Genomic DNA, 26,828 nt, shown 5'->3' on the forward strand with positions numbered 1-26,828 from the left:
CTCGGGTGGGAGTAAAAGCGTGCTTTGGGCAGTGGCGACGGTGGCGGCGGCGGGGTTCCAGGTGGGGCGCAACGCGCTCCAGCGCGGCATGATGTCGAGCACCGGCCCCTGGGGCGCCACTTTGGTACGTTTCCTGTTCGGGCTGCCTTTCTCGCTCGTCTTCACTGCCATCGCCGTCGCGGTGACGCCGCATGTCGATCCGCAATTCGGCTGGGAGTTCTGGTGGCCGGCGCTTACCGGCGCATTGGCGCAGGTCGTCGCCACCGCCGCGCTGCTGCTCGCGATGCACCATGCCGGCTTCGCGGTAGGGACCGCGCTCCAGCAGAGCTCGGTCCCGCTCGCAGCCACGGTGGGGCTGGTCGTGTTCGGCGACAATCTCTCTGCGCTGGGCTGGACGGGCGTGGCGGTGACCACCTTCGGGCTCGCAGTGCTCGTATGGCCGAAGAAGATCGAAGGCGCACACCATCCGGTGCTCGGCATCTCCTATGGCATCGCCTCGGGCCTGCTGTTTGGCTTCGCGCTCAACGCCTTCCGCCATGCCGGGTTGCGGCTCGAGCCGCATCACCCCTTCTTCTCCGCCATGGCCTGTGTCGCGATCGTCCAGGCGGTGCAGGCGGCGGGGCTGGGGCTCTATCTGGCGATTCGCGACCGGGCGGCGCTGGCCGCGGTGATCGCCGGCTGGCGACAATCGCTGGGAGCGGGCCTGTTCGGCGCGCTGGCGTCGTCGGGCTGGTTCTTCGCACTGAACCTCGCGCCCGCCGCCGCCGTCCGTGCGCTGGGCGTGATCGAGATGCCGATCGCCGCGGCCACCGGCCACCGCCTGTTCCGCGAGGCGCTGAGTGCGAAGCAGATCCTCGGCGTCGTGCTGGTGACCGCCGGCGTCGCGATGACGGCGATGTTCTGAACCTTCTCCTGCTCCTCGCGGAGATCCGTGGGGCCATTGGTCAAAGGCTCCCCCTGCGCACTTTGGAGGCGCGCGGCCTCCTGCTTGTGTTCGCCGATTGCGAATGACATGATGGGTTCATGCTCGTTTCATGCGAGCAGGGCGCGCCGCCGCCCACCCGCGTTCAGCCTCGAATGGTGAACGCCCATGTAATCCAAATGTAATTATTAAGTCATCAAACTGACCCGCCAGACTCATGTCCGTGTCATTTAAGCCGCCTAGTTGCGGCCCGGGCGCAACAGGGGGTTACCGTTCTTCGGTTGCCAGGCGCCCGGATCAGCAACGATACGATCGGGAGTTTTTCCGCGATGGCGAGCTTCAAGCGCTACGGCCTCATTCTCATGACGACAGCCGCCTCCGCGGCACTCTCTGCCTGCAACGGCGCGAGCAACGTGGCATCGCCGGGCGCTGGCAGCGTCGTCGTTGTCACCCCTACGCCTACGCCGACTCCGCCCGCGCCGACTCCGACTCCGACGCCGATCACGGCAGCGCAGTTCGCGGCTGTCACGACGCAGAACAGCATCAGCATCACCGCCCAGGAGCAGCTTGACATCGTCAACACCGGCTCCAACAACAATGTGAACGGCACGAACGCGCTGAGCGGCATCTTCCCGACCGGAACGGCTTCGCTCACCACCGCCACCAATCCGGCACCGCTGAACCCGTTCCTCGTCAGCACCAACTTCGTCGGCGCGGTCAACGGCTCGACCGACACTTCGTTCGACGGCTGGTCCTGCAACTCGACCACCGCCAATTTCGGCGCCACCAGCGCGAACTGCACCGCGGTTCCGGCGATCGGCACCGGCGGCTCGACCGCGGCCTGCCCGACCGGCACGATCGACGACGGCCTGATCCAGACCTTCCGCGCTTGCCGCCTCCCGGCTGCGATCACGGCTGACCTGACGCTGCCGAAGATCGCCGGCGTGTTCTACCGCCTGCGCGGCCAGACCGAAGTCGGCACCGACCTCGGCGCGACCGGCGGTGCGGGCGTGACGCTCACCATCGCGGCCGGCGTCACCATCGCGGCCGACTCGAGCGAGGCGACCAACGACCTGCTGCTGGTCAACCGCGGTTCGAAGATCTCGGCCGTGGGCACCGTCACCGCGCCGATCATCTTCACCTCGCAGCAGAACCTGGCCAACAACGGCGTCAGCGACGTGACCCAGGGCCAGTGGGGCGGCATCATCCTGCTCGGCCGTTCGACCACTGCGGTCTGCGCCACCGGCACCGGCGGCAGCACCGGCACCCCCTGCCAGCAGGCGATCGAGGGCGTGACCGGCCGCTTCTATGGCGGCACCAACGAAGCCGACAGCAGCGGCCAGATGTCGTACGTCCAGATCCGCTACACCGGCATCGCCATCTCGGACGGCAACGAGCTTCAGGGCCTGACCCTCGGCGCCACCGGTTCGGGCACCGTGCTCGACCACATCCAGAGCCACAATTCGGCGGATGACGGCATCGAGATCTTCGGCGGCACCACCAACATGAAGTACATCGCCATCACCGGCGCCGACGACGACGGCTTCGACGTCGACAATGGCTGGCGCGGCTTCATGCAGTTCATCATCGCGGCGCAGAAGGTTTCGGGTGCGACGGCCGACTCGTTCTCGACCGAGATCGACTCGAACGGCGCCGAAGACCTGCTGCCCCGCACCTGGGGCCGCTACGTCAACTTCACCTTCATCCAGACGGCGCTGGCGCCGGCCGCCATCCGCATCCGCGGCGGCGCCGACTTCAACTTCATCAACGGTGTGGTGAAGAGCCCGAACAACGTCGCCTGCGTGAACATGGTCGCCGGCGAGAAGAGCGCCACCGACCGCTCGACGATCCGTCCGGCGAACGCGGCCCTCGAGGATCAGGGCCCGCCGGTGTTCAATTCGGTCTACTTCAGCTGCAACGGCCGCTGAGGCTCGTCGCTTAGCGCGAAAACTGTCGGGGCGGCGCATTTCCGCCGTCCCGACTTTGCTCATAATTTACACTGGGTGATACGGCCATGCAGCGACGCCTTGCTTACGCCACGCTTCTTCTCCTGACGTCCACACTCGTCTGCCCCGCAGCGCTTGCGCAGACCGCCGGCTCCACGCCCGCGCCGTCCACGCCGCCGCAGAGCAACGATCCGCAGGCCGGCCAGGATCAGCAGGAAACGCCTGAGGTCTCGGCGCCGGGCATGGACATGGAAGTGACCGACATCGTCGTCACCGGCCGCCATATCCCCAATGTGGTTCGCGCCACGCCGCAGATCGTCTCGGTTCTGTCGAGCGCCGACATCGCCCGCACGGGTGAAGGCGACATCGCCGGCGCGCTGAGCCGCGTCACCGGCCTCAGCGTGGTGGGCAACGGCTTCGTGTACGTCCGCGGCCTCGGCGATCGCTACTCGGCGTCGCTGCTCAACGGCCTTGCGCTGCCCAGCCCGGAGCCGCTCCGCCGCTCGGTGCCGCTCGACATCTTCCCGACCACGATCGTCGGCTCCGCGCTCGTCCAGAAGACCTATTCGGTCAACTATCCGGGCGAGTTCGGCGGCGGCATGATCAACCTGACCACCAAGGCGATCCCGGAAAAGGATTTCGTGACGGTGGGCGGCTCGATCGCGGCCGATACGGCGACGACCAGCGAGCTGGGCTACACCTATTTCGGCGGCAAGAACGACTGGCTCGGCTTTGACGACGGCACCCGAAAGGTGCCGGCCTTCATCCGCAATGCGCCGAACGGCTCGGGCCTGATCCCCGCCGCGCAGGTGCTCCAGCTCTCCAATGCCTCGACCACGCTGCTCCAGCGCAACGATCACCTGCCGGCCAACTGGTCGGCGGAGATCAGCACCGGCATGTCGTTCGATCTGGGCGAGGACCGGCTCGGCATCGTCACGTCGGCCGGCTACAGCAACACGTTCCGCACCCGCTCGATCCGTCAGCAGGACAGCGTCACCGAGACCGGTGCGATCCGCAACGATTTCCACACGCTGCTGACCGACAACCGTATCGTGGGCAATGCCCTGCTCGGCGTCGGCTATTCGTTCGGCGAAAACACGATCCGCTGGACCAACGTCTATATCCGCGACGTGCTCAAGCAGGGCCGCGGCTCGGCGGCGGAGATCTACAACAACGCCAGCGGCCTGCGCTTCCAGCAGAACACCAACTGGTTCGAGCGCCAGCTGCTCGAGAGCCAGCTGGTCGGCGAGCTCCGCTTCTCCGACGCGCTGCGCCTCGACCTGCGCGGTGCCTATGCCAATTCGAAGCGCAACGCGCCTTACGAGCGCCAGTTCGACTATCTCTGCTCGGCGACGACCACCAATGGCGGCCAGGCGAACTATGATGGCGGCAATGGCACGCCGGGCTTCCAGTGCAACGGCGCCTATCAGGTCACGCAGCGCTTCTCGCCCTTCGCCTCGGTCATCTTCTCGGACCTCGAGGAGAATCTCTGGACCGGCCAGGCTGACGTCATCTACAAGATGGATCCTGTGCCGCTGACCTTGTCCGCCGGCTATTATTATTCGGACACGGATCGCTTCTCGCGGCGCCTGCAGTTCAACTACCAGACCAGCGCGGGCGGCGGCACGGCGCCGGGCTTCCCCTACAACCTGCTGCGCCCGGACTATCTGCTGAGCCCGGATGTTGTGAACAACGCCTGCCCGCAGGTCGGCCAGCGCGTCTGCACCCTCGAGATGCAGTTCAGCACCCCGCTCGGCGCCTATGCCTATGACGCCAAGCTGCGCATCAACGCCGGCTATGTCCAGGCGGAGACCGAGGCGCTGAAGGGCGTGCGTGCCGTGGCGGGCGTCCGCTACGAAAAGGCCGAGCAGAGCGTGACGCCGATCGGCACTGCCACCACCCGGCTGAACAACGACTATTTCCTGCCGGCGGTGACGCTGACGTGGAACTTCGCGGAGAACCTGCAGCTGCGCGGCAGCTTCGCCAAGACGATCTCGCGCCCGCAGTTCCGCGAGCTGGCGCCGCAGCAGTTCCGCGATCCGGATTCGGATCGCCTGTTCTTCGGCAACCCGCTGCTCAAGGACTCGCAGCTCTACAATTTCGAGGGCCGCCTCGAATGGTTCTTCGCACGTGACCAGCGCTTCACGGTCGCCGGCTTCTACAAGAACATCAAGAACCCGATCGAGCAGGTCGGCTTCTACACCGGCGCCGACGATCGCCTGCAGACCGGCTTTGCCAACCTGCCCAAGGCGAAGCTCTATGGCGCCGAAGTCGAAATGCAGAAGTATTTCCCGCTCGACACGCTGGGCGGCGGCTTCTTCAGCACCCGTCGGGCGCTGGTGATCGCGAACTACACCTACACGCATTCGGAGATCACCGCCGATGCGAGCTGCGTGCCGAACGTGCTCAACCAGACGCTGGGCGGCTGCGCGACGGGCTTTGGCCCGGCGAGCCTGCAGTTCCGCGACGGCGCGCCGCTCACCGGCCAGTCGGACCATCTGGTCAACCTGCAGCTCGGCCTGGAGGACACGCAGAGCCTTTCGCAGTTCACGGTGCTGTTCAACTATGCCAGCGACCGCGTGACCAACCGTGGTCCGTCCAACCTTTCGGGCAACGGCTTCCAGCCGGACATCATCGAGCGTCCGGGCATCCGCCTCGACATCGTGGCCCGTCAGGGCTTCGAGATCGGTGGCGGCAAGTTCGAGCTCAAGCTGGAAGGCCGCAACCTGACCCGCACGCGGTTCAGCGAGAGCCAGACCTTCTCGAACGGCGCGATCGTCTTCATCAACCGCTACAACCAGGGCCGGATCTTCTCGCTCGGGCTCAGCACGACCTTCTGATCGAAGGTCCCGGAAAAGCAGCGGCCGGCCAGGGGAACCTGGCCGGCCGTTTGCTTTCAGACCCTGTCGTGCTGTCCGGGGCTCACCAGCCCCAAGGCTTCTGGCGATACCACTGCGTCACGACATATTTCAGGCCCGCGCGCACCTTCATCGCATGATGGATGGTCGAGGGGTTGGGAGTGCCGTCGGGCCGGAGGTTGTTCCAGGCGACCACCTTGCCCACCTCGGGCTGGATGATCTTGTCGACGGCCTTGAACCGCGTCGCGCCGCCGGCCTCGACTTCATTGAGGTAGAGCATCACCGTCCAGGTGCGCTGCCCCGCCACCGAGCAATATTTCTCATAGTCGCGGCCCTGCGGCTCGAAATAGTCGGTATGCGCCTTGAACTCCTGGCCTATATCGTAGCGCTGGCCCTGCATCGGCTCGCCATGCGTCGGATCGAGCCCGGTGAACGCGGTCATCCGCCGCTTGAGTTCGGTCGCCACCGCGTCCTGTCCGGTGAAGTCGCAGGTCTCGCTGGTCCGGAAGGCATAGTCGTCATTCGCATCGGCGATCGTCGAGGGGCGGCGCTCCGCGTCGATCTTGATCATCAGCAGCTGGCAGAGCTCGGGCTCCAGGAAGTTCTTGGCGATGAACATCTGGATCTTCGGGTGCGGCACGCGCTGCACGCCCGGCCAGCGCATGATGTGCTCGGCAATGGGTTCGGACGGATGGCCCGAGCCGAGATTGAGGAGAGGGGAGGCGAGATTCTGCATGGCGGGGTTCTGCCAAAAGCCCGGGCCCTGCGCCAGCGTGACCCGAAAACGTCACAAAATCGCAAGCGCGATGTCACATGCGATGCCTAGCGCAAGTCGCTCCGCAAGGGAGATCCTATGGAAATCGAAGCCGAAGCACTGGCACCGGTGGCGGAAACCCCGCAGCCGCTGTTCCTTGCCGGTGCTCAGCCTGGTTCGCCGGCGGAGGCTTTGATCGCGGAGGCGCGCGACCGTCGTGCTTCGCACATCCATCTCGAAACCGACGCGGCCGCCCTGGTGGTGCGCATGCGCATCGCCGGCCAGCTGACCGAGCCGCGCCATTTCCACGCCGATCCCGCGCTGGTCGCCGCATTCCGCGCGATGGCGGGTGTCTCGGTCCTGGCGCAGGAGGACGGCGAGCGCATCGTGCTGCGCGTCGATGGCGGCGAGCGGCGTGAGCGTGCGCTCGAGGCGATCGGGATGAGCCGAGGCCTGGTCGACGCGCTGCTTCCGGCGCTGCGACGCGGCGGGCTGGTGCTCGTCGCCGGGGCGGCGGGCTCCGGCCGAAGCACCACCATCGCGACGCTGCTCCGCCACTTCTCCGGCTCGCCGCGCCATATCGTGACGATCGACACCCCGGCGGTGGAGGGGGCTACGCGTATCACGGGGCTCACCGGCGCCGCCGCGATCCGTGCGGCACTGGAGCAGGATCCCGACGTGATCGCGCTCGACGGGCTGGACGGGCGCGAGGCCGCTGCCGCCGCGGCCGAGGCAGCCGAGAGCGGACACCTCGTCATCGCTTCGATCGATGCACCCGACGCGGTCTCGGCGGTCCGCCGGATGCGCGACTGGCGCGTCGAGCCGTTCCGCCTGGCTTCCACGATCGCCGCGGTGCTCGCCCAGCGGCTCGTCCGCAGGCTGTGCGCCGATTGCCGCCGCCCGGTGCAGGCGCAGGGATCGGTCTCGGCGCTGCTCGGCTTCGATTCGGGCGCGATCGTGTTCGAGGCGATGGGCTGCGAAAGCTGCCAGGGCACGGGCTTCACCGGCATGACCGGCGTGTTCGAGGCGATCGTCGCCGATGGCGCGATCCGTCGGCTGATCAACGATGGCGGCGACGAGGCGATCCTGGCGCGCCACGCCTTCCTCCGCGCACCCAATCTCGGATCGGCCGCGCGGGCGCTGGTGCGCGAGGGCGTGACCACCCCGGAAGAGGCCGTGCGCATTTCCCGCGGATAGTGCCAAAATTTCTCGGCAATTATCTTGCGCTTCGCATCGGCCCCGGCTAAGCGCGCCTTCTTCACGGCGGTTGTAGCTCAGTTGGTTAGAGCATCGGTTTGTGGTACCGAGGGTCGCGGGTTCAAGTCCCGTCATCCGCCCCATTTCTTCCCCTTGTGACCGCACGCGGCACACACTCGTGCGGCACTCTCCGCAGGAATGTAGCGCGTGATCACCGACTGGGGCTTCCCCGACTTCGACGACCATGAAGGCGTCCATCTGTTCAGCGACCGCGAATCGGGGCTGAGCGCAATCATAGCAGTGCATTCCAGCAAGCTCGGCCCGGCGGCCGGCGGCGTGCGCTTCTGGCATTATGCCGACCACCGCGCCGCGATCACCGACGCGCTGCGCCTGTCGCGTGGCATGAGCTACAAGAACGCGATGGCGAACCTGCCGCTCGGCGGCGGCAAGGGCGTGATCCTGGCGAGCCAGCCGGGTGCCACCGTCACCACCGAGCAGCTCCAGGCGTTCGGCCGCGCGGTCGAATCGCTGGGCGGCAAGTACGTCACCGCCGAGGATGTCGGCATGTCCGAGGAGCGGATGAAGGTCGTCGCGACCCAGACTCGTCACGTCTCGGGCCTGCCGGTCGCCGAGGGCGGTGCCGGCGGCGATCCCGGCCCGGTCACCGCGCGCGGCGTCTATCTCGGCGTGAAGGCGGCGGCAAAGCGCGGCCTCGGTGCCGATTCGATGGCCGGCGTGCGTGTCGCCATCCAGGGCGTCGGTTCGGTCGGCGGCGGCGTTGCCCGCCTGCTCGCCCGGGACGGCGCGAAGCTGGTGCTGGCCGACGTCAATGCCGAGCGCGCCAAGGCGCTGGCCGCGGAACTGGGCGGCGAGGCGATCGACGCCTCCGAGATCCTCGGCATCGAGACGGACGTGCTGAGCCCGAACGCGCTGGGTGCGATCTTCACCGAGCAGTCGATCGCGGCGCTGAAGACCACCGTCGTCGCCGGCGGCGCGAACAACCAGCTGGCGACCCGCCAGGACGGCCACCGCCTCCACGATCGCGGCATCCTCTACGCGCCCGATTACGTCATCAACGCCGGCGGCATCATCAATGTCGGCCTGGAGTATCTCGGCCAGGGCAACATGGCCGAGGTGCAGGCGCGCGTAGACAAGATCCCCGATCGCCTGATCGAAGTGTGGGACGAAAGCGCCCGCACTGGCGATCCGCAGAGCGAAGTCGCCGACCGGATCGCGCAGCGCCTTATCGGCCGCGGCTGAGACAAAGCCTCCACGGGCTTGCACGGGGGATGCGCGGCCAATAGCGTCGCGCATCCCCCTCGCATTTCTGCGGAGCTCCATGCGCACTTTCCTCCTCGCCACCGCTACCCTGCTGATCGCGGCGCCGGCCACCGCCCAGTCGATCGATCCCGCCACCGTCGCCGTGCTCGTCGACCAGGGCACCAATCATTCGGAGGTGATGCCCACCGCCGAATATCTCGCCGACGTGATCGGCCCGCGCATGACCAATTCGCCCTCGATGCGCGAAGCGGAGAAGTGGACGCAGGAGAAGTTCAGGGGCTGGGGCCTCACCGATGTCCACAAGGAAGGCTTTGATTTCGGCCGCGGCTGGTGGATCGAGAAGTCGAGCGTCCGCATGGTCGCGCCGCGCCCGGTGCAGCTCACCGCCATCCCGATCGCCTGGACGCCGGCGACCAACGGGCCCGTCACCGCACCGGTGATCGTCGCGCCGCTCCGCAGCCCGGGTGACTTCGCCCAGTGGAAGGGCAAGCTCGCCGGCAAGATCGTGCTGACCTCGGCCCCCGGCACCGGCTCGGAGCCCAAGGAAGCGCCGTTCCAGCGGCTGAGCGACGAGGACCTCGCCAAGCTCGACCTCTATGAGGAGCCGACCTGGGATCCCACGAAGCTCGACCAGTCGCTGAGCCGTGCGAAGTTCGAGGGCCAGCTCGCCAGGTTCCTCGCCGACGAAGGCGCGGTCGCCTATGTCACGCGTTCGCGGAGCGACGGCAAGCTGATCCATGGCGAGGGCTATCTCCATCATGTCGGCGAGACGCCCAAGGTGCCGGGCATCGAGATCGCGGCCGAGGATTATCGCCGCCTCGTCCGCCTGGCCTGGACCGGCAAGGCGCCGACGCTCGAGATCGACAGCAATGTCCATTTCGACGACAGCGACACCAAGGCTTACAACATCCTCGCCGACATCAAGGGCCGCGATCCCAAGGCCGGCTATGTGATGGCCGGCGCGCATCTCGACAGCTGGGTGGCGGGCGACGGCGCCGCCGACAATGGCGCGGGCAGCGCGGTGGTGATGGAAGCGGCGCGGATCATCGCCGCCAGCGGGATCAAGCCGAAGCGGACGATCCGCTTCGCACTATGGGCCGGCGAGGAGCAGAGCCTGTACGGCTCGATTGCCTATATCGAGCAGCATCTGGCCAAGCGCCCGGCCTGGGATCACGTCCCCAGCGCCGACGAATTCTACTATAGCTGGGCGACCCGCTTCCCGATCACCCCGCTGCCGGGGCACAAGGACCTCGCCGCCTATTTCAACCTCGACAATGGCTCGGGGAAGATCCGCGGCATCTATGCCGAGAACAACATGGCGGCGGTGCCGATCTTCAAGGAGTGGCTCGAGCCCTTCGCCTCGATGGGCGCGTCGACCGTGGCGATCCAGAAGACCGAGGGCACCGACCATCAGTTCATGCAGGCGGTCGGCATCCCGGCGTTCCAGTTCATCCAGGATCCGCTCGATTACGAGACCCGGGTGCACCACACCCAGCTCGACACCTTCGATCACCTGAAGGCGGCGGACATGCGCCAGGCGGCGATCATCCTGGCGGCGTTCCTGCTGGATGCCGCCAATGCCGACAAGCCGCTGCCGCGCCTGCCGATCCCGACCCAGCCGGCGGTGACCGATCCGTTTTCTGGGCCGGCCAAGGAGCAATAGTCCGGGCGGATGTCGCATCCGGCGAAGCGGGTCAGCCTTGTCGCCGATACGGACCGAAAAGCCGGCACTTCCGCGTTGGGCGTGCCGGCACGCGCCTGTATGCCGCTCGGGGCACGTATTTTGCCGGAGGGAGAACGTCTATGTCTCAGCATGACCTGTCGGGGATCAACGGCATTTCCAAGCAAGTCACGATCGAGATCGACGTGGGCGACCTCGGGATGCTTAGGGGCGGCAACTATTCGCTCTGCATCGCGAGGAAGGTGGAAGGCGGCTATGGTGTCGTCTGGGACGCGAGCCGGCAATTCATCCATACGAACCGGATATCCTGGAAGTCGGAATTTGAATTGTTCGGCGCCCACAAGTTCGTCGACGGCATCGGCGTGACCTCGGGGACCAACCGGCAGCCGGTCAGGCTTGGCGAGCAATGCGTGCTGGACGCAAACGGTCGGTTGGGGCGAGCCTCGCCGGGCGGGCCCGCAACGGAGATCACCCTGGTGAACCAATATGGCCCGATCCATGCCGGACTCAGCCAATCACTGGACGGGATTGGCGGCGGCCAACGGATGTTGCCGATACATGTCGCGCCGCGCGCCAGTGCCATAGGTCAGGTGGGCTTGACGCCGACCGATACCGTGCTTGTCTGGTTCGAGCAGAATATCTCGACTGCGACGATGTTCAGCAAGGCGCGCCCGAAAGCCGTGGAGATCGATCTGTCCCGCACCAACGCGGCTGCGCTGCTTTATCGCAACGGGTCCTGGAGCACTCCCGGCTGATTTTTTTCGGATTCTCCAGAAAAATTCCATCCCCATGTCACATCTCGCGCGGCGATCTCGTCATGCCTGCATCCAACCAAGGAGATGCAAGATGACCGGCCGCCTCGACCTTTTCACCGCCGCCCCCGCCGAGATGAAGGCGTGGTTCGAAATGTCGCTCAAGATCGCGCCGAAGCTCGAGCACAGCCTGCTCGAGCTGGTGAAGATCCGCGCCTCGCAGATCAACGGCTGCGCCAACTGCCTGAACATGCACACCGCCGATGCCCGCAAGGCCGGTGAGAGCGAGCAGCGCATCTATCTGCTCAGTGCCTGGCACGAGGCGCCCTGCTATACCCCGCGCGAGCGCGCCGCGCTGGCATGGACGGATGCGATGACTCTGGTATCCACCGCACGGGCGCCGCAGGCGATCTATGAGGAACTCGCCTTCGAGTTCACCCAGGAGGAACAGGTGCAGCTCACCTTGATGATCAACGTGATCAACGGCTGGAACCGCCTCGCGGTCGGGTTCGACCTGTTCTACGACGCCAAGCCCGTGGTGGCGGCAGCGTGAGCGGCGCGGACGCAGCGGCGAGCTTCGATCCGCTGCGTCCGCGGCTGGCGCGGGTTGCCTATCGCATGCTCGGTTCGGTCGCGGATGCGGAAGACGTGGTGCAGGACGCGTTCCTGCGCTGGCTCGACACCGACCGCGATCAGGTCCGCGAGCCCGAGGCGTTCCTGCGCCGCGTGGTGACGCGGCTGTGTCTCGATCAGCTCAAGTCCGCCCGGGCCCGGCGCGAGACCTATGTCGGCCCCTGGCTTCCCGAGCCGATCGTCGAGGAGGAGGACGAAGTGGAGGACGTGACGCTTCCGCTGATGATGGCGCTCGAACGCCTGTCGCCGCTGGAGCGTGCCGCCTTCCTGCTCCACGACGTGTTCGGGGTGAGCTTCGAGGAAGTGGGCGAGACGATCGGGCGCGAACCCGCCGCGGCGCGTCAGCTCGCCAGCCGGGCGCGCACCCATGTCCGTGCCGCGCGCCCGCGCTACGATCTGCCGAAGGAGAAGGGGATGGAGATCGTCGCCGCCTTCTTCGCTGCGTCGCGCAGCGGCGACATGACCGCATTTCGCGGCCTGCTCGCCGACGACGTCACCACCTGGTCGGATGGTGGCGGGAAGGTCCATGCGGGCCTCAAGCCGATCCAGGGTGTGGACGATAATATGAAGCTGTTCACCTCGCTGGCGCGCTTCTTCGCCAAGGAGATGTCGAAGATCGTGCGCTACGGCATGATCAACGGCCTGCCGGGCTTCGTCTCGATCGAGCCGGGCGGCGTGCTCCAGACCACCGCGCTCGCGATCGAGGACGGCAAGATCACTGGCATCTATGTGACGCGCAATCCGGACAAGCTGGGGCATCTCGGCGCGGTGCATTGAGGAATCCCCCTTCCTTCCAGGGAGAGGAGCGGATTTGTGCAATGTCTCCAAGCATTAACTCTCGCCGTTATGCCGCTGGAAACACCCGATGGGGCAGGCGGGTTGGCATGCGCGCCGCCCCCCTGTTGATCGCCCCGCTGGCGCTCGCCGCCTGCAACATGAGCACCGGCAGAGCCGACGAGATCGTCGGCCATCGCTGGGCGCGCGCCGCTTCCGAATGCGGCGACACCTATTTCTATTTCTCGCGCGACACGATCGACTTCGTCAGCAAGGGACGACCGGTGAACTCGCTTCCGGTCCGGCGCATCGTCAGCGATGGCTCGGATCCCAGCACGGTGATGTTCGTGATCGAAGTGGACAGCGCGCTCGCCACGAGGCCGGAGTCGCGGAAGGACGCCGCGGACGTGGCGATGGCGTTCCGGATCGAAGGGGACAGCCTCCGCCTGGTCGGCCAGGGCGCGCCGGACCGGCTGTTGCCGGTGTCGGTGGGAGAGGGCAGCTTCCCGACGATGGCGCTGCGGCGCTGCCCCGGCTGAGCGGCTCACAGGAACTCACCAAACCTGTCAATTCTCAGCATGGATTCCGCATCCGAACCCCGCTAGTCGTTGCGGGTGCCTGCCTTGCATGCCCTCGCCAATCCCGCGCGCTTCCTCAGAATTGCGCGGCCGCTGACGCCGATCCTGTTCTGGATCGGCGTGGCACTGGTGCTGTTCGGCTGCTGGGCGGGGCTGACGCTCACGCCGCCCGACGCAGTGCAGAAGGAGAGTGCGCGCATCCTCTATATCCACGTCCCGAGCGCTTGGCTGGGCATGGGCGGGTGGAGCGGCCTCGCCATCGCCTGTCTGAGCTATCTGATCTGGCGGCATCCGCTGGCCAGTGTCGCTGCCCGGGCGATTGCGCCGGCGGGGGCGACCTTCGCGGCGCTCTGCCTGCTCACCGGTTCGATCTGGGGTCGCCCGACCTGGGGTACCTGGTGGGAATGGGACGGGCGGCTGACCTCGATGCTGCTGCTGTTCTTCGTCTACATCGCCTGGATCGCGCTCGACCGTGCCGATGCCGAGCGCTCGGGCGACGGGCGGGTGCCGGCGCTGTTCGGCGTGGCGGGCAGTGCCCTGCTGCCGATCGTCCATTATTCGGTGATCTGGTGGAACACGCTCCACCAGGGTGAGAGCGTCGTGACCGGCAAGATCCACATCTCGCTGCTCTGGCCCCTGTTCTTCACGCTGGCCGGCTTCACCCTGTTCTTCGCCGGCGTGGTGCTGATGCGGATGCGCGCGATCCTGGCGAGCCAGAAGGTCGAGGCCCGGCTGCGGCGGATGGCGGCGGCATGAACCACTGGCCCTTCATCACCGCCGCCTATCTGGTCGTGCTGGTCGGCACGGTCGGGATTGCCGCGCTCAGCTATGCGGCTATGCGCCGGGCAGAGGCTGCGGCCGAAGCGCTGCGGAGTGGCCGCGCATGAAGGCGAAGCACCAGCGGCTCGTCCTTGCGCTGCTCGCCCTGGGCGCGATCCTCGGCGCCTCGGCGCTGGCGATGTCGGCGCTCAAGGACCAGGCTGCGTTCTTCTATGCCCCGGCCGATGTGAAGGGAAAGCCGTTGCCGCTCGACCGGCACGTCCGGCTGGGCGGGATGGTCGAGAGGGGTTCGATCCGGCGTGCTGACGACGGCGTCTCGATCCGTTTCGTGGTGACCGACGGCCAGGCCACGGTGCCGGTTGCGTTCAAGGGCGTGACGCCCGATCTGTTCAAGGAAGGCTCGGGGGTCGTGGCAGAGGGCAAGTTCCAGCCGGACGGCAGCTTCGTCGCCGACAACATCCTCGCCAAGCATGACGAGCGCTACATGCCGCCCCAGGCCGCCGGCAACATGCACGAGACGAAGACGCTAGCCAAATGAGGGGTGGGCAGTGATCGCCGAAGCCGGTCTCGCCGCCCTGTGGCTCGCGACGGGCTTCGCGCTCGTCCAGGTGATGCTCGCCTGGGGCGCGGCCAAGGGTGCCCTGCAGGGTACCGGCGCGATGGTGATGACCGCGCTGCGCCGCGTCGCCGTGGTCCAGGGCATGCTGGCGCTCGCCGCCTTCGGGCTGCTCATCACACTGTTCGTCCTCTCCGACATGTCGGTGGAGCTCGTCGTCGAGAACAGCCATTCGATGAAGCCGCTGATCTACAAGATCGCCGGCGCCTGGGGGAACCATGAGGGCTCGATGCTGCTCTGGGTCACCGTGCTGGCGACGGCGGGGGCAGGGGTCGCGCTGTTCGAGAAGCGCCTCGCCACCGCGACGCTAGCCGCGACATTGGGCGCGCAGGCGGCGATTGCGATCGGTTTCTACGCTTTCCTCGCCTTCGCCTCCAACCCGTTCGTGCGCGTGAATCCCGCCCCGCTGGACGGGCGGGGGCTCAATCCGCTGCTGCAGGACCCTGGCCTCGCCTTCCACCCGCCGACGCTTTATCTCGGCTATGTCGGGCTTTCGGTGGCGTTCAGCTTCGCGGTGGGTGCGCTGCTGATGCGCGATGTCGGCCCCGCCTTTGCCAAGGCGATGCGGCCCTGGGTGCTCGGCGCCTGGATCTTCCTGACCATCGGCATCACCGCCGGTAGCTACTGGGCCTATTACGAGCTCGGCTGGGGCGGCTGGTGGTTCTGGGATCCGGTCGAGAACGCCTCGCTGATGCCCTGGCTGGCGGCGACCGCCCTGCTCCATTCGGTGACCGTGCTCGCCACCCGCGACGGGCTGCGTGCCTGGACGGTGATGCTGGCGGTGGTCGCCTTCTCGATGTCGATGATCGGCACCTTCCTGGTCCGCTCGGGCATCCTGGTCAGCGTCCATGCCTTCGCGGTCGACCCGACCCGGGGCGGGTTCATCCTCGCCCTGCTGGGCATCTATATCGGCGGGGCGCTGGCGCTGTTCGGCGCGCGGATCGGCACGGTGAAGCAGGGCGCGACCTTCGAGCTGGTGAGCCGCGAGGGCGCGCTGGTGCTCAACAACCTGCTGCTCTCGGTCATTCTCGGCGTCGTCTTCATCGGCACGCTCTATCCGCTCGTCGCCCAGGCCGCCGGCGTGCAGCTGTCGATCGGCGCGCCCTTCTTCGAGAAGGCGGCTGCCCCCGTCGGTCTCGCGCTCGTCGCCGCGACTGCCGCCGGGCCGCTGCTCAAATGGCGCCGCGACCAGTGGAACACGCTGTTCGGCAAGCTGCTGGTGCCGGTCGGCGTCGGCGGCATCGCCTTTGCCCTCGTCTTCGCGCTGGGCGGGGCGCACTGGATGCCGTCGCTGGCGCTGGGCCTCGCCGCCATGCTCGCCGTCGCCAGCGTGATCCCGCTGATCCGCCGCAACCTGCGCCGCACGCCGCTGCACATCTACGGCATGGTCGTCGCCCATCTCGGCATCGCGGTGAGCATCGCCGGGATGGCCGCCGACGGCGCGTTCAAGGTCGAGCGGCTGGCGGCGATCACGGTCGGGCAGAACGTCACCGTCGGCCCGTACCGCGTCGAGCTGCTCGAGGTGCGGCCGGCGGTCGGCCCCAACTGGTCGGCGCTCGAGGCGCATCTCAAGGCGACGCGGGATGGCGATACGATCGACCTGTTCCCGCAGCAGCGCTTCTTCGCCAATCCGCCGACCAACACCAACGAGGCGGCGATCGCGACCCTGCTCGACGGCCAGCTCTACACCGTGATCGGCCAGGGTGACGGGCAGGGGCGCTGGCAGATCCGGGCGTGGTGGAAGCCGTTCGTCACGCTGATCTGGGCCGGCGGCTTCCTGGTCGCGCTGGGCGGGTTGCTCTCGCTGATCGGCCGCGTCCGGCGCGAGCGGCGCGACGCGGAGAACGACGCATGAGGCGGCTGCTGATCTGGGCGCCGCTGGCGCTGTTCGCCCTGGTCTTCGCGCTGGTCGCCGGCGGGCTGATCAAGCCGGCCGACCGGACGATCCATTCGGCGATGGTCGGCAAGCCGCTGCCGGCGCTGGCGATGAAGCCGTTGCTGGCGACCAAGCCGGGCATCGACAGCGCCGCGCTGAAGGGCAAGCCGCGGCTGCTGAACGTCTTCGCCAGCTGGTGCATCCCGTGCATCGCCGAGGCGCCGCAACTGCTCAAGCTCAAACAGGCCGGTGTCGAGATCGACGCGATCGCCGTCCGCGATACGCCTGAGGCCGTGCAGGGCTTCCTCCAGCGCAACGGCGATCCCTATGCGCGGATCGGGGATGACCCGACCGGCAAGGCGCAGATCGCGCTGGGCTCCTCGGGCGTGCCCGAGACCTTCATCGTCAACAGCCGCGGCGAGATCGTCGACCAGCATATCGGCGACATCCGCGCCGACGACATCCCCGGCATCCTCGCCAAGCTGGAGGCCGCGAAATGAGGCGCCTCGCGATCCTCCTCGCGCTGCTCGCCGCCGGCCCGGTGCTTGCCGATTCGAACCGGCCGGCGGCGCCGCTCGCCTATAGCCAGCTGCCCGATGCGACGCAGGAAGCGCGGGCCAAGGCGCTGATGGAGACGCTGCGCTGCCTCGTCTGCCAGGGCCAGTCGATCGCCGACAGCGATGCCGAAATGGCCGGCGACATGCGGGCGCTGGTCCGCGAGCGCATCGCCAAGGGCGAGCAGCCGGCGGCGATCCGCAGCTATCTGATCCAGCGCTATGGCGATTACGTCACCTATGACCCGCCGCTCAGCTGGGTGACCGCGCCTTTGTGGATCGCGCCGCTGCTGCTGCTCATCATCGGCCTGCTGCTCGCGCGGCGGCTGTTCCGCAAGGGAGCCGAATGATGGGCTGGCTGATGCTCGCGCTCGTCGCCCTGGTTGCGGCGCTGGCGCTCGTGCTGCTGCGCTATCCCCGCAAGCTGTGGACCGTGGCGGCCACCGCGATGATGCTCGGCGCGGCAGGCTATGCCTGGCAGGGGAGCCCGGCGCTGCCCGGCCATCCGGTTGCCGCCGATGCCCAGAAGAACCTGGTCAACCAGGAGATGGTTGACCTGCGCGACGCGATGTTCGGCAAATACGGCACCTATGCCTGGAGCTATGGCAACCTTGCCGACGGCATGCTTCGCCAGGGCGACCGCGAGCGGGCGACCAAGGTTTGGCAGGGCGCGGTGCGCCAGGTGCCGGGGGACGTGGCGCTGTGGACCGGCTTCGGCTCGGCACTGGCCGAATATGACGGCAACCAGATCTCGCCGGCGGCGCAGTTCGCCTTCGACAAGGCGCTGGCGATCAGCCCGACGCATCCCGGTCCGCCCTTCTTCTACGGCCTCGCGCTGGTCCGTGCCGGCCGCTACGCCGAGGCCAAGCCCTGGTGGGACAAGGCGCTGGCGCTGACCCCGGAAAAGGCGAGCTATCGCGACCAGCTGGCGGCACGCCTGCTGGTGCTGGACATGCTGCTGGCGGACGCGGCGCGGCAGCAGGGACAGGCGCCGAGGCCCTAGCGGACCTGCCCCAAAGATCGCGAACATCGTGCACGGCGCGCCAGTGCGCTGCGCAATATCCTTGCGCGCGGCCGATCCTATCTTTCCTACAAAGCAAAGAGCGGCCGGGACCCGAGTCCCGACCGCTCCACGCAAACATGCGAAATCCTACATTACAAGCGGAGAGGCGATCAGCCCGCCCAGGCCTCGTACGGCAGGTCGAGATCGTCGGCGACGGCCTTGAACGCGATCTTGCCCTTGTAGACGTTGAGGCCGTTGGCGAGGTGCTTGTCGGCCTTCATCGCACCCTCGGCGCCGAGGTTGGCGAGCTTGAGCACGAACGGCAGCGTCGCGTTGTTGAGCGCAAAGGCCGAGGTGCGAGCGACCGCGCCCGGCATGTTGGCAACGCAATAATGGATCACGCCGTCGACTTCGTAGACCGGATTGTCGTGCGTAGTCGCATGGCTGGTCTCGAAGCAGCCGCCCTGGTCGATCGCGATGTCGACCAGCACCGAGCCGCGCATCATCGTCTTGAGCATCTCGCGGGTGACGAGCTTGGGTGCCGCGGCGCCCGGCACCAGCACCGCGCCGATCACGACCTGCGAGGTCTTCACCGCCTCGGCGATCGCGGCCTTGCTGGCATAGGCGGTCTTGATCTGGCTGCCGAAATGCATGTCGAGCTCGGCCAGGCGCTCATTGTTGATGTCGTAGATGGTGACGTCGGCGCGCTGGCCGGTCGCCATCTGCGCGGCGTTGATGCCCGAGACGCCGCCGCCGAGAATCGCGACCTTGCACGGCGCCACGCCCGGCACGCCGCCGAGCAGTTCGCCGCGGCCGCCCTGTTCCTTCTCGAGATAGTGCGAGGCGACCTGGACCGACATGCGGCCGGCGACTTCCGACATCGGCTTGAGCAGGGGCAGGGCGCCCGAGTTCGAGGTGACGGTCTCATAGGCGATGCAGGTCGCGCCCGAGGCCATCAGGCCCTCGGCCTGGGGCTTGTCGGCGGCGAGGTGGAGATAGGTGAACAGCAGGTGGCGCGGCTCGAGCATCGCGATTTCCTGCGGCTGCGGCTCCTTGACCTTCACGATCATGTCCGAGCCGGCGAACACCGCGGCGGCGTCGGGAGCGATTTTCGCGCCGACGGCGGTATAGGCCGCGTCGTCGAAATCGATGCCCATGCCAGCCTTGGTCTCGACCAGCACTTCATGGCCGGCATGGACCAGCTCGGCCACCGAGGCCGGGGTCAGGCCGACGCGATATTCGTGATTCTTGATTTCCTTGGGAACGCCGATGCGCATGGAAGCCTCTCCTGAAAGCGATTGGCGCGCAGAATATCGCATGGCGGGCGATGAATCCCTGCAAAGATATGACAAGCGATGCGGCTGGACGCATGGAATTGCTGTAAATGACATGAAGATGCGCTATCCATGCAGGATGGACAGGATCGACGCAGCTATCCTCAAATCGCTCGCCGCCGATGCGCGCGCGCCGGTGAGCGCGATCGCCGGCGAGGTGGGCCTCTCGCAATCGGCCTGTACCCGCCGCATCCAGGCGCTCGAGGCGTCGGGGCATCTGCTCGGCTATGGCGCGCGACTCGGGCACCGGCGGCTGGGCTTCCGGATCACTGCGCTGGTCGACATCACGCTGGGCACGCAGGTGGAGGAGGACCTGGCGCGCTTCGAGGCGGCGGTAGCGCAGATCGACGGGGTGGTGGAATGCGCGCTGGTCTCGGGTGGACAGGATTACCGGCTCAAGATCCTGGCGCGCGACCTGGACGATTATGAGCGGCTGCACCGCGAGCATCTCGGGCGGCTGCCCGGCGTGGTGACGATCAATTCGAGCTTCGTGCTGCGCGCGATCCCGACGCGGAGCGAAGCGGAGGCGCTGTTCGGCGGGCGGTAAGGGGCGGCCGGCCGCCGGAAGAAGTGGTTCGGTCGAAAGGCAGCTACGCCCCTTCGATCGCGCCCATTTCAGGCGCGGCGGCCATCGCGCGAAATGCCGGGACGAGCCAGTCGCGGAACCGGGCGATCTTGCGCGTATGCCGGCGGTTCTCGGCATGGACGAACCAATAGGCGGTGCCTTCATCGGCTATGGTGGCGAAAGGACATATGAGGCGCCCGCTCGCGAGTTCCGGACGCCATAGCATCGGGGTCATCAGCGCGATTCCATGTCCGGCGAGTGCCGCCTGCCCCTCGGTCGCCTGTGAGTCCATGCGAATGCCGCCGCGTCCGAGATCGTCCCCGATCTCCACGCCGGCACTTCGGAACCATATCGGCCACCACCGATCCTGCGGGCTGATCCTCTGCATTTCCAAGGCCTTGCCGGCATCCAGCGGCAGTTGGTGCCCCTCGATCAGCGCCGGACTGCACATCGGAGTGAAGTCGACCGTCGCCAGATGCTCGGATTTCAGGCCAGGCCAATCCCCGCGGCCAGATCTTATGGCGACGTCGATGCGGGATTCTGCAAGGTCGATCACCGTACCGCTGACTTCGAGCTCGATCTCGATATCCGGATGCTCGGCCTGAAAGGTGCCGATGTTTCGCGCCAGCCAGTTGTTCGCGAAACTAGCCGTCGTGGCGATGCGCAATACCGTCTCGCTCTCGCCGGTGAGCTCGTCGAACGCCATTTCGATCTCGTCGAAGGCGATTGCCAGCCGTGACGCGACGCGGGCCCCACCGGCAGTCAGTTCGGCGCGTCTTCCCCGCCGCACGAAGAGCGGTTCGCCGACCCGCTCCTCGAGTATCTTGATCTGATAGCTGATGGCGGCCTGGGTCATCCCCAATTCAGCGGCCGCCGCCGTGAAGGTGCCCCTGCGCGCGATCGCTTCGAATGCGCGAACTGCGGGAAGCGGGGGGAGCCGTCGCATGGCGCTTGATAAAGCCTCTTGATAAGAGGTGTCGATCCTTTTGTTGGAAGCGTAAGCCGAAGATCCGCATCTCTTCCGGGCAAGCTTCTGATCCGGAGGGCAGCCATGATCGATGAGATGTATGATCGCGCCTGGGGTGAGCATCACCGGCGCTTCAGCCAGGATGTACACGCCCTGCTGCGAAAGGCCGGGCGCGCGTTGCGATCTGTATTCAGGCGCCGAATGTCTTCGGACGGGGAGGCGGATATTCCCGGCTCTGCACGGATCGGGGGCGACTGCGCTGGTGTGGCGGCGCGGTCCGGCGCAGCGGATACTGGATGCGCCATGGCGGGGGCCGGCCGCGCCAATGCGGACGGCCCCCGCCGATGATCGTGCCCGATCACTTCACCGGGCGGCAATTCTCCAGCAGCAGGCCATGGGCGTTCGGGTTGAAATTGGCATAGACGCCCGAGAGCTTGATCCGCTTGCCGGGCTTGAGCTGCAGCGCGAACACCGACTGGCCCTTGGCCAACCGGCAGAAGATGTCGGTCTTGAACGGCGCGGTGCCGGGCAGGCGGATCGCTTCGTTATAGGGCTCGGGGATGTCGTAGGTGACGACATAGGCGTCATCCATCTTGTCGATCGACTTCACCGTGCCGCTGACGATGAAGGTCTTGTCCTTGTAGCGCAGCGGAATGGCGGCGGCGTTGCGCTGGGTGTCCTTGGAGATCTGGTGCGAGATCGACAGCGCGTCCATGTCGAGCGGCGCCTTGTTGCCGGCCGCGTTCATGCCCGCGCTGGCTGCCGCGGTTCCCGCCCGGCCGGTCTTCAGCTGGTTCAGCATGCCGCACATCTCGGCCTTGGCGGGCTCGCTCGGGGCCGACATGCCGGCGCGCAGCTTTGCCTCCATCCGGACATTGCCGTCGGGCGTGGCGGTGATGGTGATCGGGAAGGCGCGGACCTTGCCGGTCTGCGGCTGCTCGATCAGCATGCTGCCGTCCTCGGGCTCGGCAGCCAGCACGTCATATCCCTTGGTGACGACGATCCCGCGCATCTGGCCGATCGCGCTGGCCGGCGTCAGGCCCGGCAGCGTCACCGAGGCGGCGAATTTCTGGCCGCTGATGAAGCTCCCGCTCTTGGTGAAGGACTCCTCGCAGGTGCCGGCATGCGCGAGCGCCGGAACGAGCAGCGCAATCGGTACGCAGATACAGGATAGACGCATTGTTTTCCCTCTTTTGTTTCTCGCCGTGGTGAGCAGGCAAGGCTGTATGGCCGCAAAGCGATGCTCCGCCAACGCGGGAAACTCTGCCGATATCGGCGGTCAGGCCGAGCCGACTAGTCGGCAGGGACCGGCACTGGCAGGATGGCACTCGATCAACCGGAGAGGCGTATGCTGAAGGGATCCTGCCATTGTGGCGCAGCGGCCTGGACCCTGAGCGGGGATCCGGGCTCGATCACGGCGTGCAATTGCACGCTCTGCCGTCGCTATGGCGCGCTCTGGGCCTATGATTTCGAAGGGGAACGCGTTGCCGTCACCGGCCCGACCTCGCGCTTCCGCCGGGTCGGCAAGGAAGATCCGGCGCTCGAGATCCTGTTCTGCCCGAGCTGCGCCGGGGTGCTGGCGTGGCGTGGACTACGGCTCGAGGAGGATGGCCGGCGGCGCATGGCGGTCAATCTGCGCCTCGCCGAGCTGGAAGCGGTCGCCGACCTGCCGATCGATCATTTCGACGGGCTCGACACCTTCGAGGACCTGCCCCCTAGCGGGCGCACCGTGCGCGATCTCTGGGCCTGATCAGCGCAGCGCCTTCATCCGGCGCCGGACATCCTCCCAATCGGTCATGAACATCGCCGCGGCGAGGCGGGCGACCGGGCGCTCCGGATCGAGCCGGTCGGTGCGCAGGGCGTCATTCTCCTGCGAATAGCTGGACACATGAGCCAGCAGCGGATGCACGCCCGGGGCGCCGGGCTGGTACCAGCTGCGGTCGTTCTGCAGCTGCGCCGCGAGCGGCCTGGGGTTCCAGGCATATTCGGATCGGGGATCATAGTCCGGCAGGCGATCGGCGACGTAGAGGCCGAAGGCGGAGCCGGTGCGGATCTGCAGGCTGGCGCCCTGGACACCCTCGGCCAGCACCTGGCGGTGCGCCAGCATGTCATAGGGATTGAGGAACACGCGCAGCACCGCGCCTTCCTCGGACGGCGTGATGTAGCGCCCGTCGCGCAGGATGGTGCCGGGCTTGCCCTCGATCACGCTCTTGGCGTTGATGCTGAAGGTCGCGCCGACCAGCCTGACCCCTGCCTCGGTTGGGACGACCGAGATGTTGATGTCGGCCTGGAGCGCGGTGCCGCGCACGTCGCGCAGCGACGGCTGGAGCATCAGTGCGTCGAATACCAGCATCGCGCGGCGGCGGAGCAGATCGATCTCGGCGACCGGGATGCGCGGGCCGCTGAGGGGCTGGTGGACATGGAGGTCGGGCGTCCTGGAATACCAGCCGGGCAGGCCGGCGCCGGGACTGGGCGTGCCGGTAGCCCAGCGCTGCATCAGCTTCTTCGGCGCCCGGCTGTCGCCCGGCGCGGCGGTGGCGGCGGCGGGAACCGATGGGGCGATCACGGTCAGGCCGAGCAGGGTGAACTTCAGCAGGGAATAGGACATGTCCCGGGCAATACCGGGTCGCGCCGCGTCTGGCGTCCCGATTGGCCGCAGGACTGTCCGTCTTGGTCGAGAAGTTCCGCTGCGAGTGGGGCGCCTATTTCGCGCCGGGGAGCTTGATGCCGAGCAGGACCAGCCGGTCTCCGGTGATCCCGAACCAGTGCGGCACGCCGGCAGGGACGAGGATGACGTCGCCGGGACCGAGCGTGCGGGTGGTACCGCCCTCGATGCGGCTGCCTTCGACCAGCCCGGGGTTGCGGGTCGCCGGGTCGGCCAGGGTGCCGCCCGAGACCAGGGTGCCGGCACCTTCCAGCACGATCGCATATTCCGCTTCGGCGGGGTGGACCGCCGGGCGGCCCGGCTTCTTCCAGATCTCGATCGCCGCCACGGTCGCGCCGTCGCGGACCAGCGGACGCCACATGAAGCCCTGACCGGGCTTCATCTCGGCGAGCATCGCGCGGGTCTGGGCCTGGACGTCTGCGCTTGCGGCGAAGCTGGTCGGATCGGCGGTCTGGGCGGAGGCGATGCCGGGCGAGCATGCCAGGAGGAGCGCGAGCGTCGTGCCTAGGGTCTTCACCGCGTCTCTCCTGCCGATCCGTCTGTGACAAGACATAAGAAGCGGGACCCCGGGTCAAGCCCCGGGGACTACGACCTTAGCCCTGCTTGCGGCGACGGAAGTTTCGCGCAACGCATGGGCCAGGGAGAGTCGAACGATGCGGATTGCCCAGCTTCTTTGTGGTCTCGCCCTGGCGCTGGTACCGCTCCCTGTTGCCGCCCAGTCACTGGCCACGGTCGAGCGCAACGGCGCCTTCGTCGCGGTCGAGCCCTATGCGCCGAACATCGTGCGCGTCACCATCTCGCTCGAACGGGCGCTGAGCGATGCGGCGCCCGGCCATGGCATCTCCGGCAAGGTCGATGCCAGGGGCTGGACCCACAAGGCGGACGGCAGCGGCGACGTGTTCGCCTCGTCCGCGCTGACCCTCACCGTCGATCCGCAGCCCTGGCCCAAGGCGCCGAGCCAGATGGAGCGCTATTTCGTGCCGTCGCTGCCCCGGGTGTCGCTGTCCGTGCGCGGGGCGGACGGGCGGCTGCTCACCCGGATGAACGGCTGGGAGCTGGCGCCGCACACCGTCAATGGCGAGAAGACGTTCAAGGCCGGGGCAAGCTTTGCGGCGCCGCAGGACGAGCATTATTACGGGCTCGGGCAGAACCAGGAGAGCACCGGCCCGCTCGACCTGCGTGGGCGGACGATCGACTGCCGGCATTATTACGACGCGCCGGCGGGCGAGACGGTGTGCATCCCGTTCCTGGTGACCAGCAAGGGCTATGCGGTGGTGTGGGACAATCCTTCCGCCACCATCGTCTCCCCCGGGCTGCACGGCAGCACGCATTGGCAGTCCGAAGTCGGCGAGCGCGTGTCCTTCTTCGTCATCACCGGGGCGACCACGGACGCGATCTATGCCGGCTATGCCAGGCTGACCGGCGACACGCCGCTACCGCCCAAGGCCGCGTTCGGGCTGATCCAGAGCAAGGCGCGCTACGAGAGCCAGAAGGAACTGCTGGGCGTGGCCGAGGGCTATCGCAGCCGCGGCTATCCGCTCGACGTGATGGTGCTCGACTGGTTCTACTGGACGCGCATGGGGCAGCTCGACATCGACCGGACCTATTTCCCGGACCCCGTGGCGATGAACAAGCAGCTCCACGACCAGGGCATGCACAGCATCATCAGCGTGTGGCCGCGCTTCGAGCGCGAATCGCGCTATTTCAACCTGCTGAGCGCCAAAGGCTGGCTGCTGAAGGACAAGGACGGCGGAGTCGTGGATGGCCTGCCGGTGCGCGCGGACCGGGCGGGAGCGTTGCTCGACAGCACCAATCCCGAGGCGCGCTCGTGGTTCTGGGAGAAAATCCGCGACAATATCGCCAGCCAGGGCTTCGACTGGTTCTGGCTCGACGAGACCGAGCCGGACCTGGTGCCCGACGGCAATTTCTATTCGATCGGATCGGGCGACCGCTATCACAATCTCTATCCGCTGGTGCACACGTCCAGCGTAGCGGAAGGATCGGCGCGCGACCGGCCCGCTTTCCGCAACCTGATCCTCGCCCGCGCCGCCTATCTCGGCACCCAGCACAGCGGCGCGCTGTTCTGGTCGTCGGACGTGCAGGCGAGCTGGGAGGCGCTGCGCCGCCAGGTGCCGGCCGGGCTGAACTTCACCGCCAGCGGCCATGCCTATTGGAGCAGCGATACCGGCGGCTGGCAGTGGCCGAGCGGTCCGCCGGCCGAGCGCCCGGTGCTGCTCGATCCGGCGGGCGCCACGGCGATGGGGGCGGAGTACAAGGACTATCCCGAGCTGTTCACCCGCTGGTTCGCCTACAACGTCTTCACCCCGACGCTGCGCATCCACGGCCAGCGGCCGGGCACCGCGATCTGGGAATATGGCACGGCGGCCGAGCCGGTGCTCGCGCAGTTCCTGCGGCTTCGCTACGCGCTGATCCCCTATCTCTATTCGCTGGGATACCGGACGCACGAGACCGGCGCGCCGTTCATGCGCGGGCTGTTCATGGACTTCCCGGACGATCCCAATGTCGCGAACCTGGGCGACGAGTATATGTTCGGGCCCGCCTTCCTGGTCGCGCCGGTGACCGAGCAGGGGGTGACCGCGCGGCGGGTGTACCTGCCGGCCGGCAGCGACTGGTATGACTACTGGACCGAGGAGAAGCATGCGGGTGGCCAGTGGGTGACCGCCGCCGCGCCGATCGACCGCATCCCGCTGTTCGTGCGCGCCGGATCGATCGTGCCGCTTGGGGCGCAGGTGCCGAACACTTCGGCACGCCAGCCGCTCGAGGCGATTCGCGTCTATCCGGGGCGCGACGCCAGCTTCACCCTCTATGACGATGACGGCGTGACCAATGCCTATCGCAAGGGGGCGGGGACGCGGACCGAGCTGCGCTGGAGCGACCGGGAAGGACGGCTCTCCGCATCGGGCAAGTTGCCCGGCGGGCAGGATCTCCAGGCGCTGGTCCGCCTCGCCGGGGCGCCGTCCGCGCTGAAATGACGGACGCGCATTTTCGTAGCGGAACCAGCCGGACCCCTTGCGCGTCGAGCCCTGCGTAACGACATTCGTTGATTGCCTTTGCTGCGCGTGCTAACGGCC

The 26,828-nt window shown here is 67.3% G+C and carries 26 protein-coding genes and 1 tRNA gene; 21 read left to right on the forward strand and 6 right to left on the reverse strand.

Features of this window, described 5'->3' with window-relative positions:
- Positions 1-19 precede the first annotated feature (19 nt).
- From GGR46_RS03385 to GGR46_RS03395, 3 genes are all read left to right on the forward strand, one after another.
- Positions 20-904, forward strand: a complete 885-nt coding sequence (locus GGR46_RS03385; RefSeq protein WP_183994557.1) for a DMT family transporter — start codon at positions 20-22, stop codon at positions 902-904.
- Positions 905-1,251: 347 nt separating this feature from the next.
- The gene (locus GGR46_RS03390; RefSeq protein ID WP_183994559.1) at positions 1,252-2,850 is read left to right on the forward strand and encodes a hypothetical protein; all 1,599 of its coding nucleotides are present in this window, start codon (positions 1,252-1,254) and stop codon (positions 2,848-2,850) included.
- Between the two features lie 86 nt (positions 2,851-2,936).
- Positions 2,937-5,708, forward strand: coding sequence for a TonB-dependent receptor domain-containing protein (locus GGR46_RS03395; RefSeq protein ID WP_183994561.1), 2,772 nt, complete (start codon positions 2,937-2,939; stop codon positions 5,706-5,708).
- An 82-nt stretch (positions 5,709-5,790) separates the two neighbouring features.
- Here GGR46_RS03395 and GGR46_RS03400 read toward each other — a convergent pair whose 3' ends face one another.
- On the reverse strand, positions 5,791-6,462 hold the full coding sequence (locus GGR46_RS03400) for a prolyl hydroxylase family protein (RefSeq protein ID WP_183994563.1): 672 nt from the start codon (positions 6,460-6,462) through the stop codon (positions 5,791-5,793).
- 117 nt (positions 6,463-6,579) lie between these two features.
- Here GGR46_RS03400 and GGR46_RS03405 point away from each other — a divergent pair, with 117 nt between their 5' ends.
- From GGR46_RS03405 to GGR46_RS03470, 15 genes are all read left to right on the forward strand, one after another.
- Positions 6,580-7,677, forward strand: coding sequence for a GspE/PulE family protein (locus tag GGR46_RS03405; RefSeq protein WP_183994565.1), 1,098 nt, complete (start codon positions 6,580-6,582; stop codon positions 7,675-7,677).
- Positions 7,678-7,743: 66 nt separating this feature from the next.
- Positions 7,744-7,820, forward strand: a tRNA-His gene (locus GGR46_RS03410).
- Positions 7,821-7,884: 64 nt separating this feature from the next.
- Complete coding sequence (locus GGR46_RS03415; RefSeq protein ID WP_183994567.1) at positions 7,885-8,937, forward strand: Glu/Leu/Phe/Val dehydrogenase; 1,053 nt, start codon at positions 7,885-7,887, stop codon at positions 8,935-8,937.
- Between the two features lie 79 nt (positions 8,938-9,016).
- The gene (locus GGR46_RS03420) at positions 9,017-10,621 is read left to right on the forward strand and encodes a M20/M25/M40 family metallo-hydrolase (RefSeq protein ID WP_183994570.1); all 1,605 of its coding nucleotides are present in this window, start codon (positions 9,017-9,019) and stop codon (positions 10,619-10,621) included.
- Positions 10,622-10,761: 140 nt separating this feature from the next.
- Positions 10,762-11,394, forward strand: a complete 633-nt coding sequence (locus tag GGR46_RS03425) for a hypothetical protein (protein WP_183994572.1) — start codon at positions 10,762-10,764, stop codon at positions 11,392-11,394.
- A gap of 91 nt (positions 11,395-11,485) precedes the next feature.
- Positions 11,486-11,944, forward strand: coding sequence for a carboxymuconolactone decarboxylase family protein (locus GGR46_RS03430; protein WP_183994574.1), 459 nt, complete (start codon positions 11,486-11,488; stop codon positions 11,942-11,944).
- Positions 11,941-12,801: an RNA polymerase sigma factor SigJ gene (locus GGR46_RS03435; protein WP_183994576.1), complete on the forward strand. Its 861-nt coding sequence runs from the start codon at positions 11,941-11,943 to the stop codon at positions 12,799-12,801. The genes GGR46_RS03430 and GGR46_RS03435 overlap by 4 nt, the downstream gene beginning before the upstream one ends.
- Before the next feature lie 107 nt (positions 12,802-12,908).
- Entirely contained in the window at positions 12,909-13,337 is a 429-nt protein-coding gene (locus GGR46_RS03440) for a hypothetical protein (RefSeq protein ID WP_183994578.1), read from the forward strand.
- Positions 13,338-13,412: 75 nt separating this feature from the next.
- A complete protein-coding gene (ccmC, locus tag GGR46_RS03445) occupies positions 13,413-14,132 on the forward strand; it encodes a heme ABC transporter permease CcmC (protein ID WP_183994579.1) in 720 nt (239 codons plus the stop codon).
- On the forward strand, positions 14,129-14,263 hold the full coding sequence (locus GGR46_RS25680; protein ID WP_281396517.1) for a hypothetical protein: 135 nt from the start codon (positions 14,129-14,131) through the stop codon (positions 14,261-14,263). The genes ccmC and GGR46_RS25680 overlap by 4 nt, the downstream gene beginning before the upstream one ends.
- On the forward strand, positions 14,260-14,694 hold the full coding sequence (gene ccmE / locus GGR46_RS03450) for a cytochrome c maturation protein CcmE (RefSeq protein WP_183994581.1): 435 nt from the start codon (positions 14,260-14,262) through the stop codon (positions 14,692-14,694). The genes GGR46_RS25680 and ccmE overlap by 4 nt, the downstream gene beginning before the upstream one ends.
- A gap of 10 nt (positions 14,695-14,704) precedes the next feature.
- Entirely contained in the window at positions 14,705-16,627 is a 1,923-nt protein-coding gene (locus GGR46_RS03455; protein ID WP_183994583.1) for a heme lyase CcmF/NrfE family subunit, read from the forward strand.
- On the forward strand, positions 16,624-17,148 hold the full coding sequence (locus GGR46_RS03460) for a DsbE family thiol:disulfide interchange protein (RefSeq protein ID WP_183994585.1): 525 nt from the start codon (positions 16,624-16,626) through the stop codon (positions 17,146-17,148). The genes GGR46_RS03455 and GGR46_RS03460 overlap by 4 nt, the downstream gene beginning before the upstream one ends.
- Positions 17,145-17,552: a cytochrome c-type biogenesis protein gene (locus tag GGR46_RS03465; protein WP_183994587.1), complete on the forward strand. Its 408-nt coding sequence runs from the start codon at positions 17,145-17,147 to the stop codon at positions 17,550-17,552. The genes GGR46_RS03460 and GGR46_RS03465 overlap by 4 nt, the downstream gene beginning before the upstream one ends.
- Positions 17,552-18,205 (forward strand): tetratricopeptide repeat protein, encoded by a 654-nt coding sequence (locus tag GGR46_RS03470; RefSeq protein WP_183996695.1) that lies wholly within the window; start codon positions 17,552-17,554, stop codon positions 18,203-18,205. The genes GGR46_RS03465 and GGR46_RS03470 overlap by 1 nt, the downstream gene beginning before the upstream one ends.
- A 170-nt stretch (positions 18,206-18,375) precedes the next feature.
- Here GGR46_RS03470 and ald read toward each other — a convergent pair whose 3' ends face one another.
- Positions 18,376-19,482: an alanine dehydrogenase gene (ald, locus tag GGR46_RS03475; protein ID WP_183994589.1), complete on the reverse strand. Its 1,107-nt coding sequence runs from the start codon at positions 19,480-19,482 to the stop codon at positions 18,376-18,378.
- 136 nt (positions 19,483-19,618) lie between these two features.
- On the opposite strand from ald, the gene GGR46_RS03480 reads away from it, so the two are divergent.
- Positions 19,619-20,086: an Lrp/AsnC family transcriptional regulator gene (locus tag GGR46_RS03480; protein WP_183994591.1), complete on the forward strand. Its 468-nt coding sequence runs from the start codon at positions 19,619-19,621 to the stop codon at positions 20,084-20,086.
- Between the two features lie 43 nt (positions 20,087-20,129).
- Here the strand turns inward: GGR46_RS03480 and GGR46_RS03485 are convergent, their stop codons facing one another.
- Positions 20,130-21,221 carry a LysR substrate-binding domain-containing protein gene (locus GGR46_RS03485; protein WP_343057976.1) on the reverse strand — a complete coding sequence of 364 codons (1,092 nt, stop codon included), beginning with the start codon at positions 21,219-21,221 and terminating at the stop codon, positions 20,130-20,132.
- A gap of 208 nt (positions 21,222-21,429) precedes the next feature.
- Positions 21,430-22,251, reverse strand: coding sequence for a hypothetical protein (locus GGR46_RS03490; RefSeq protein WP_183994593.1), 822 nt, complete (start codon positions 22,249-22,251; stop codon positions 21,430-21,432).
- 168 nt (positions 22,252-22,419) lie between these two features.
- Between GGR46_RS03490 and GGR46_RS03495 the strand changes: the two genes are divergently transcribed.
- Positions 22,420-22,821 carry a GFA family protein gene (locus GGR46_RS03495; RefSeq protein WP_183994595.1) on the forward strand — a complete coding sequence of 134 codons (402 nt, stop codon included), beginning with the start codon at positions 22,420-22,422 and terminating at the stop codon, positions 22,819-22,821.
- Here GGR46_RS03495 and GGR46_RS03500 read toward each other — a convergent pair whose 3' ends face one another.
- Positions 22,822-23,679: a hypothetical protein gene (locus tag GGR46_RS03500; protein ID WP_183994597.1), complete on the reverse strand. Its 858-nt coding sequence runs from the start codon at positions 23,677-23,679 to the stop codon at positions 22,822-22,824.
- A 94-nt stretch (positions 23,680-23,773) separates the two neighbouring features.
- On the reverse strand, positions 23,774-24,253 hold the full coding sequence (locus tag GGR46_RS03505; RefSeq protein ID WP_343057978.1) for a cupin domain-containing protein: 480 nt from the start codon (positions 24,251-24,253) through the stop codon (positions 23,774-23,776).
- A 136-nt stretch (positions 24,254-24,389) separates the two neighbouring features.
- Between GGR46_RS03505 and GGR46_RS03510 the strand changes: the two genes are divergently transcribed.
- On the forward strand, positions 24,390-26,729 hold the full coding sequence (locus GGR46_RS03510) for a glycoside hydrolase family 31 protein (protein ID WP_183994601.1): 2,340 nt from the start codon (positions 24,390-24,392) through the stop codon (positions 26,727-26,729).
- Positions 26,730-26,828 lie beyond the last annotated feature (99 nt).

The organism is Sphingomonas kyeonggiensis, from assembly GCF_014196745.1.
In the GTDB taxonomy this organism is placed as follows: Bacteria; Pseudomonadota; Alphaproteobacteria; order Sphingomonadales; family Sphingomonadaceae; genus Sphingomonas; species Sphingomonas kyeonggiensis.

Excerpts from the sequence above, each read along its gene's own strand:
- GGR46_RS03465 (WP_183994587.1), top strand. The coding sequence starts at position 17,145 with ATGAGGCGCCTCGCGATCCTCCTCGCGCTGCTCGCCGCCGGCCCGGTG.
- GGR46_RS03425 (WP_183994572.1), top strand. The coding sequence starts at position 10,762 with ATGTCTCAGCATGACCTGTCGGGGATCAACGGCATTTCCAAGCAAGTC.
- GGR46_RS03510 (WP_183994601.1), top strand. The coding sequence starts at position 24,390 with ATGCGGATTGCCCAGCTTCTTTGTGGTCTCGCCCTGGCGCTGGTACCG.
- GGR46_RS03460 (WP_183994585.1), top strand. The coding sequence starts at position 16,624 with ATGAGGCGGCTGCTGATCTGGGCGCCGCTGGCGCTGTTCGCCCTGGTC.
- GGR46_RS03395 (WP_183994561.1), top strand. The coding sequence starts at position 2,937 with ATGCAGCGACGCCTTGCTTACGCCACGCTTCTTCTCCTGACGTCCACA.
- GGR46_RS03440 (WP_183994578.1), top strand. The coding sequence starts at position 12,909 with ATGCGCGCCGCCCCCCTGTTGATCGCCCCGCTGGCGCTCGCCGCCTGC.
- GGR46_RS03495 (WP_183994595.1), top strand. The coding sequence starts at position 22,420 with ATGCTGAAGGGATCCTGCCATTGTGGCGCAGCGGCCTGGACCCTGAGC.
- GGR46_RS03405 (WP_183994565.1), top strand. The coding sequence starts at position 6,580 with ATGGAAATCGAAGCCGAAGCACTGGCACCGGTGGCGGAAACCCCGCAG.
- GGR46_RS03470 (WP_183996695.1), top strand. The coding sequence starts at position 17,552 with ATGGGCTGGCTGATGCTCGCGCTCGTCGCCCTGGTTGCGGCGCTGGCG.
- ald (WP_183994589.1), bottom strand. The coding sequence starts at position 19,482 with ATGCGCATCGGCGTTCCCAAGGAAATCAAGAATCACGAATATCGCGTC.
- ccmE (WP_183994581.1), top strand. The coding sequence starts at position 14,260 with ATGAAGGCGAAGCACCAGCGGCTCGTCCTTGCGCTGCTCGCCCTGGGC.
- GGR46_RS03480 (WP_183994591.1), top strand. The coding sequence starts at position 19,619 with ATGGACAGGATCGACGCAGCTATCCTCAAATCGCTCGCCGCCGATGCG.
- GGR46_RS25680 (WP_281396517.1), top strand. The coding sequence starts at position 14,129 with ATGAACCACTGGCCCTTCATCACCGCCGCCTATCTGGTCGTGCTGGTC.
- GGR46_RS03400 (WP_183994563.1), bottom strand. The coding sequence starts at position 6,462 with ATGCAGAATCTCGCCTCCCCTCTCCTCAATCTCGGCTCGGGCCATCCG.
- GGR46_RS03390 (WP_183994559.1), top strand. The coding sequence starts at position 1,252 with ATGGCGAGCTTCAAGCGCTACGGCCTCATTCTCATGACGACAGCCGCC.
- GGR46_RS03490 (WP_183994593.1), bottom strand. The coding sequence starts at position 22,251 with ATGCGTCTATCCTGTATCTGCGTACCGATTGCGCTGCTCGTTCCGGCG.
- GGR46_RS03420 (WP_183994570.1), top strand. The coding sequence starts at position 9,017 with ATGCGCACTTTCCTCCTCGCCACCGCTACCCTGCTGATCGCGGCGCCG.
- GGR46_RS03500 (WP_183994597.1), bottom strand. The coding sequence starts at position 23,679 with ATGTCCTATTCCCTGCTGAAGTTCACCCTGCTCGGCCTGACCGTGATC.
- GGR46_RS03430 (WP_183994574.1), top strand. The coding sequence starts at position 11,486 with ATGACCGGCCGCCTCGACCTTTTCACCGCCGCCCCCGCCGAGATGAAG.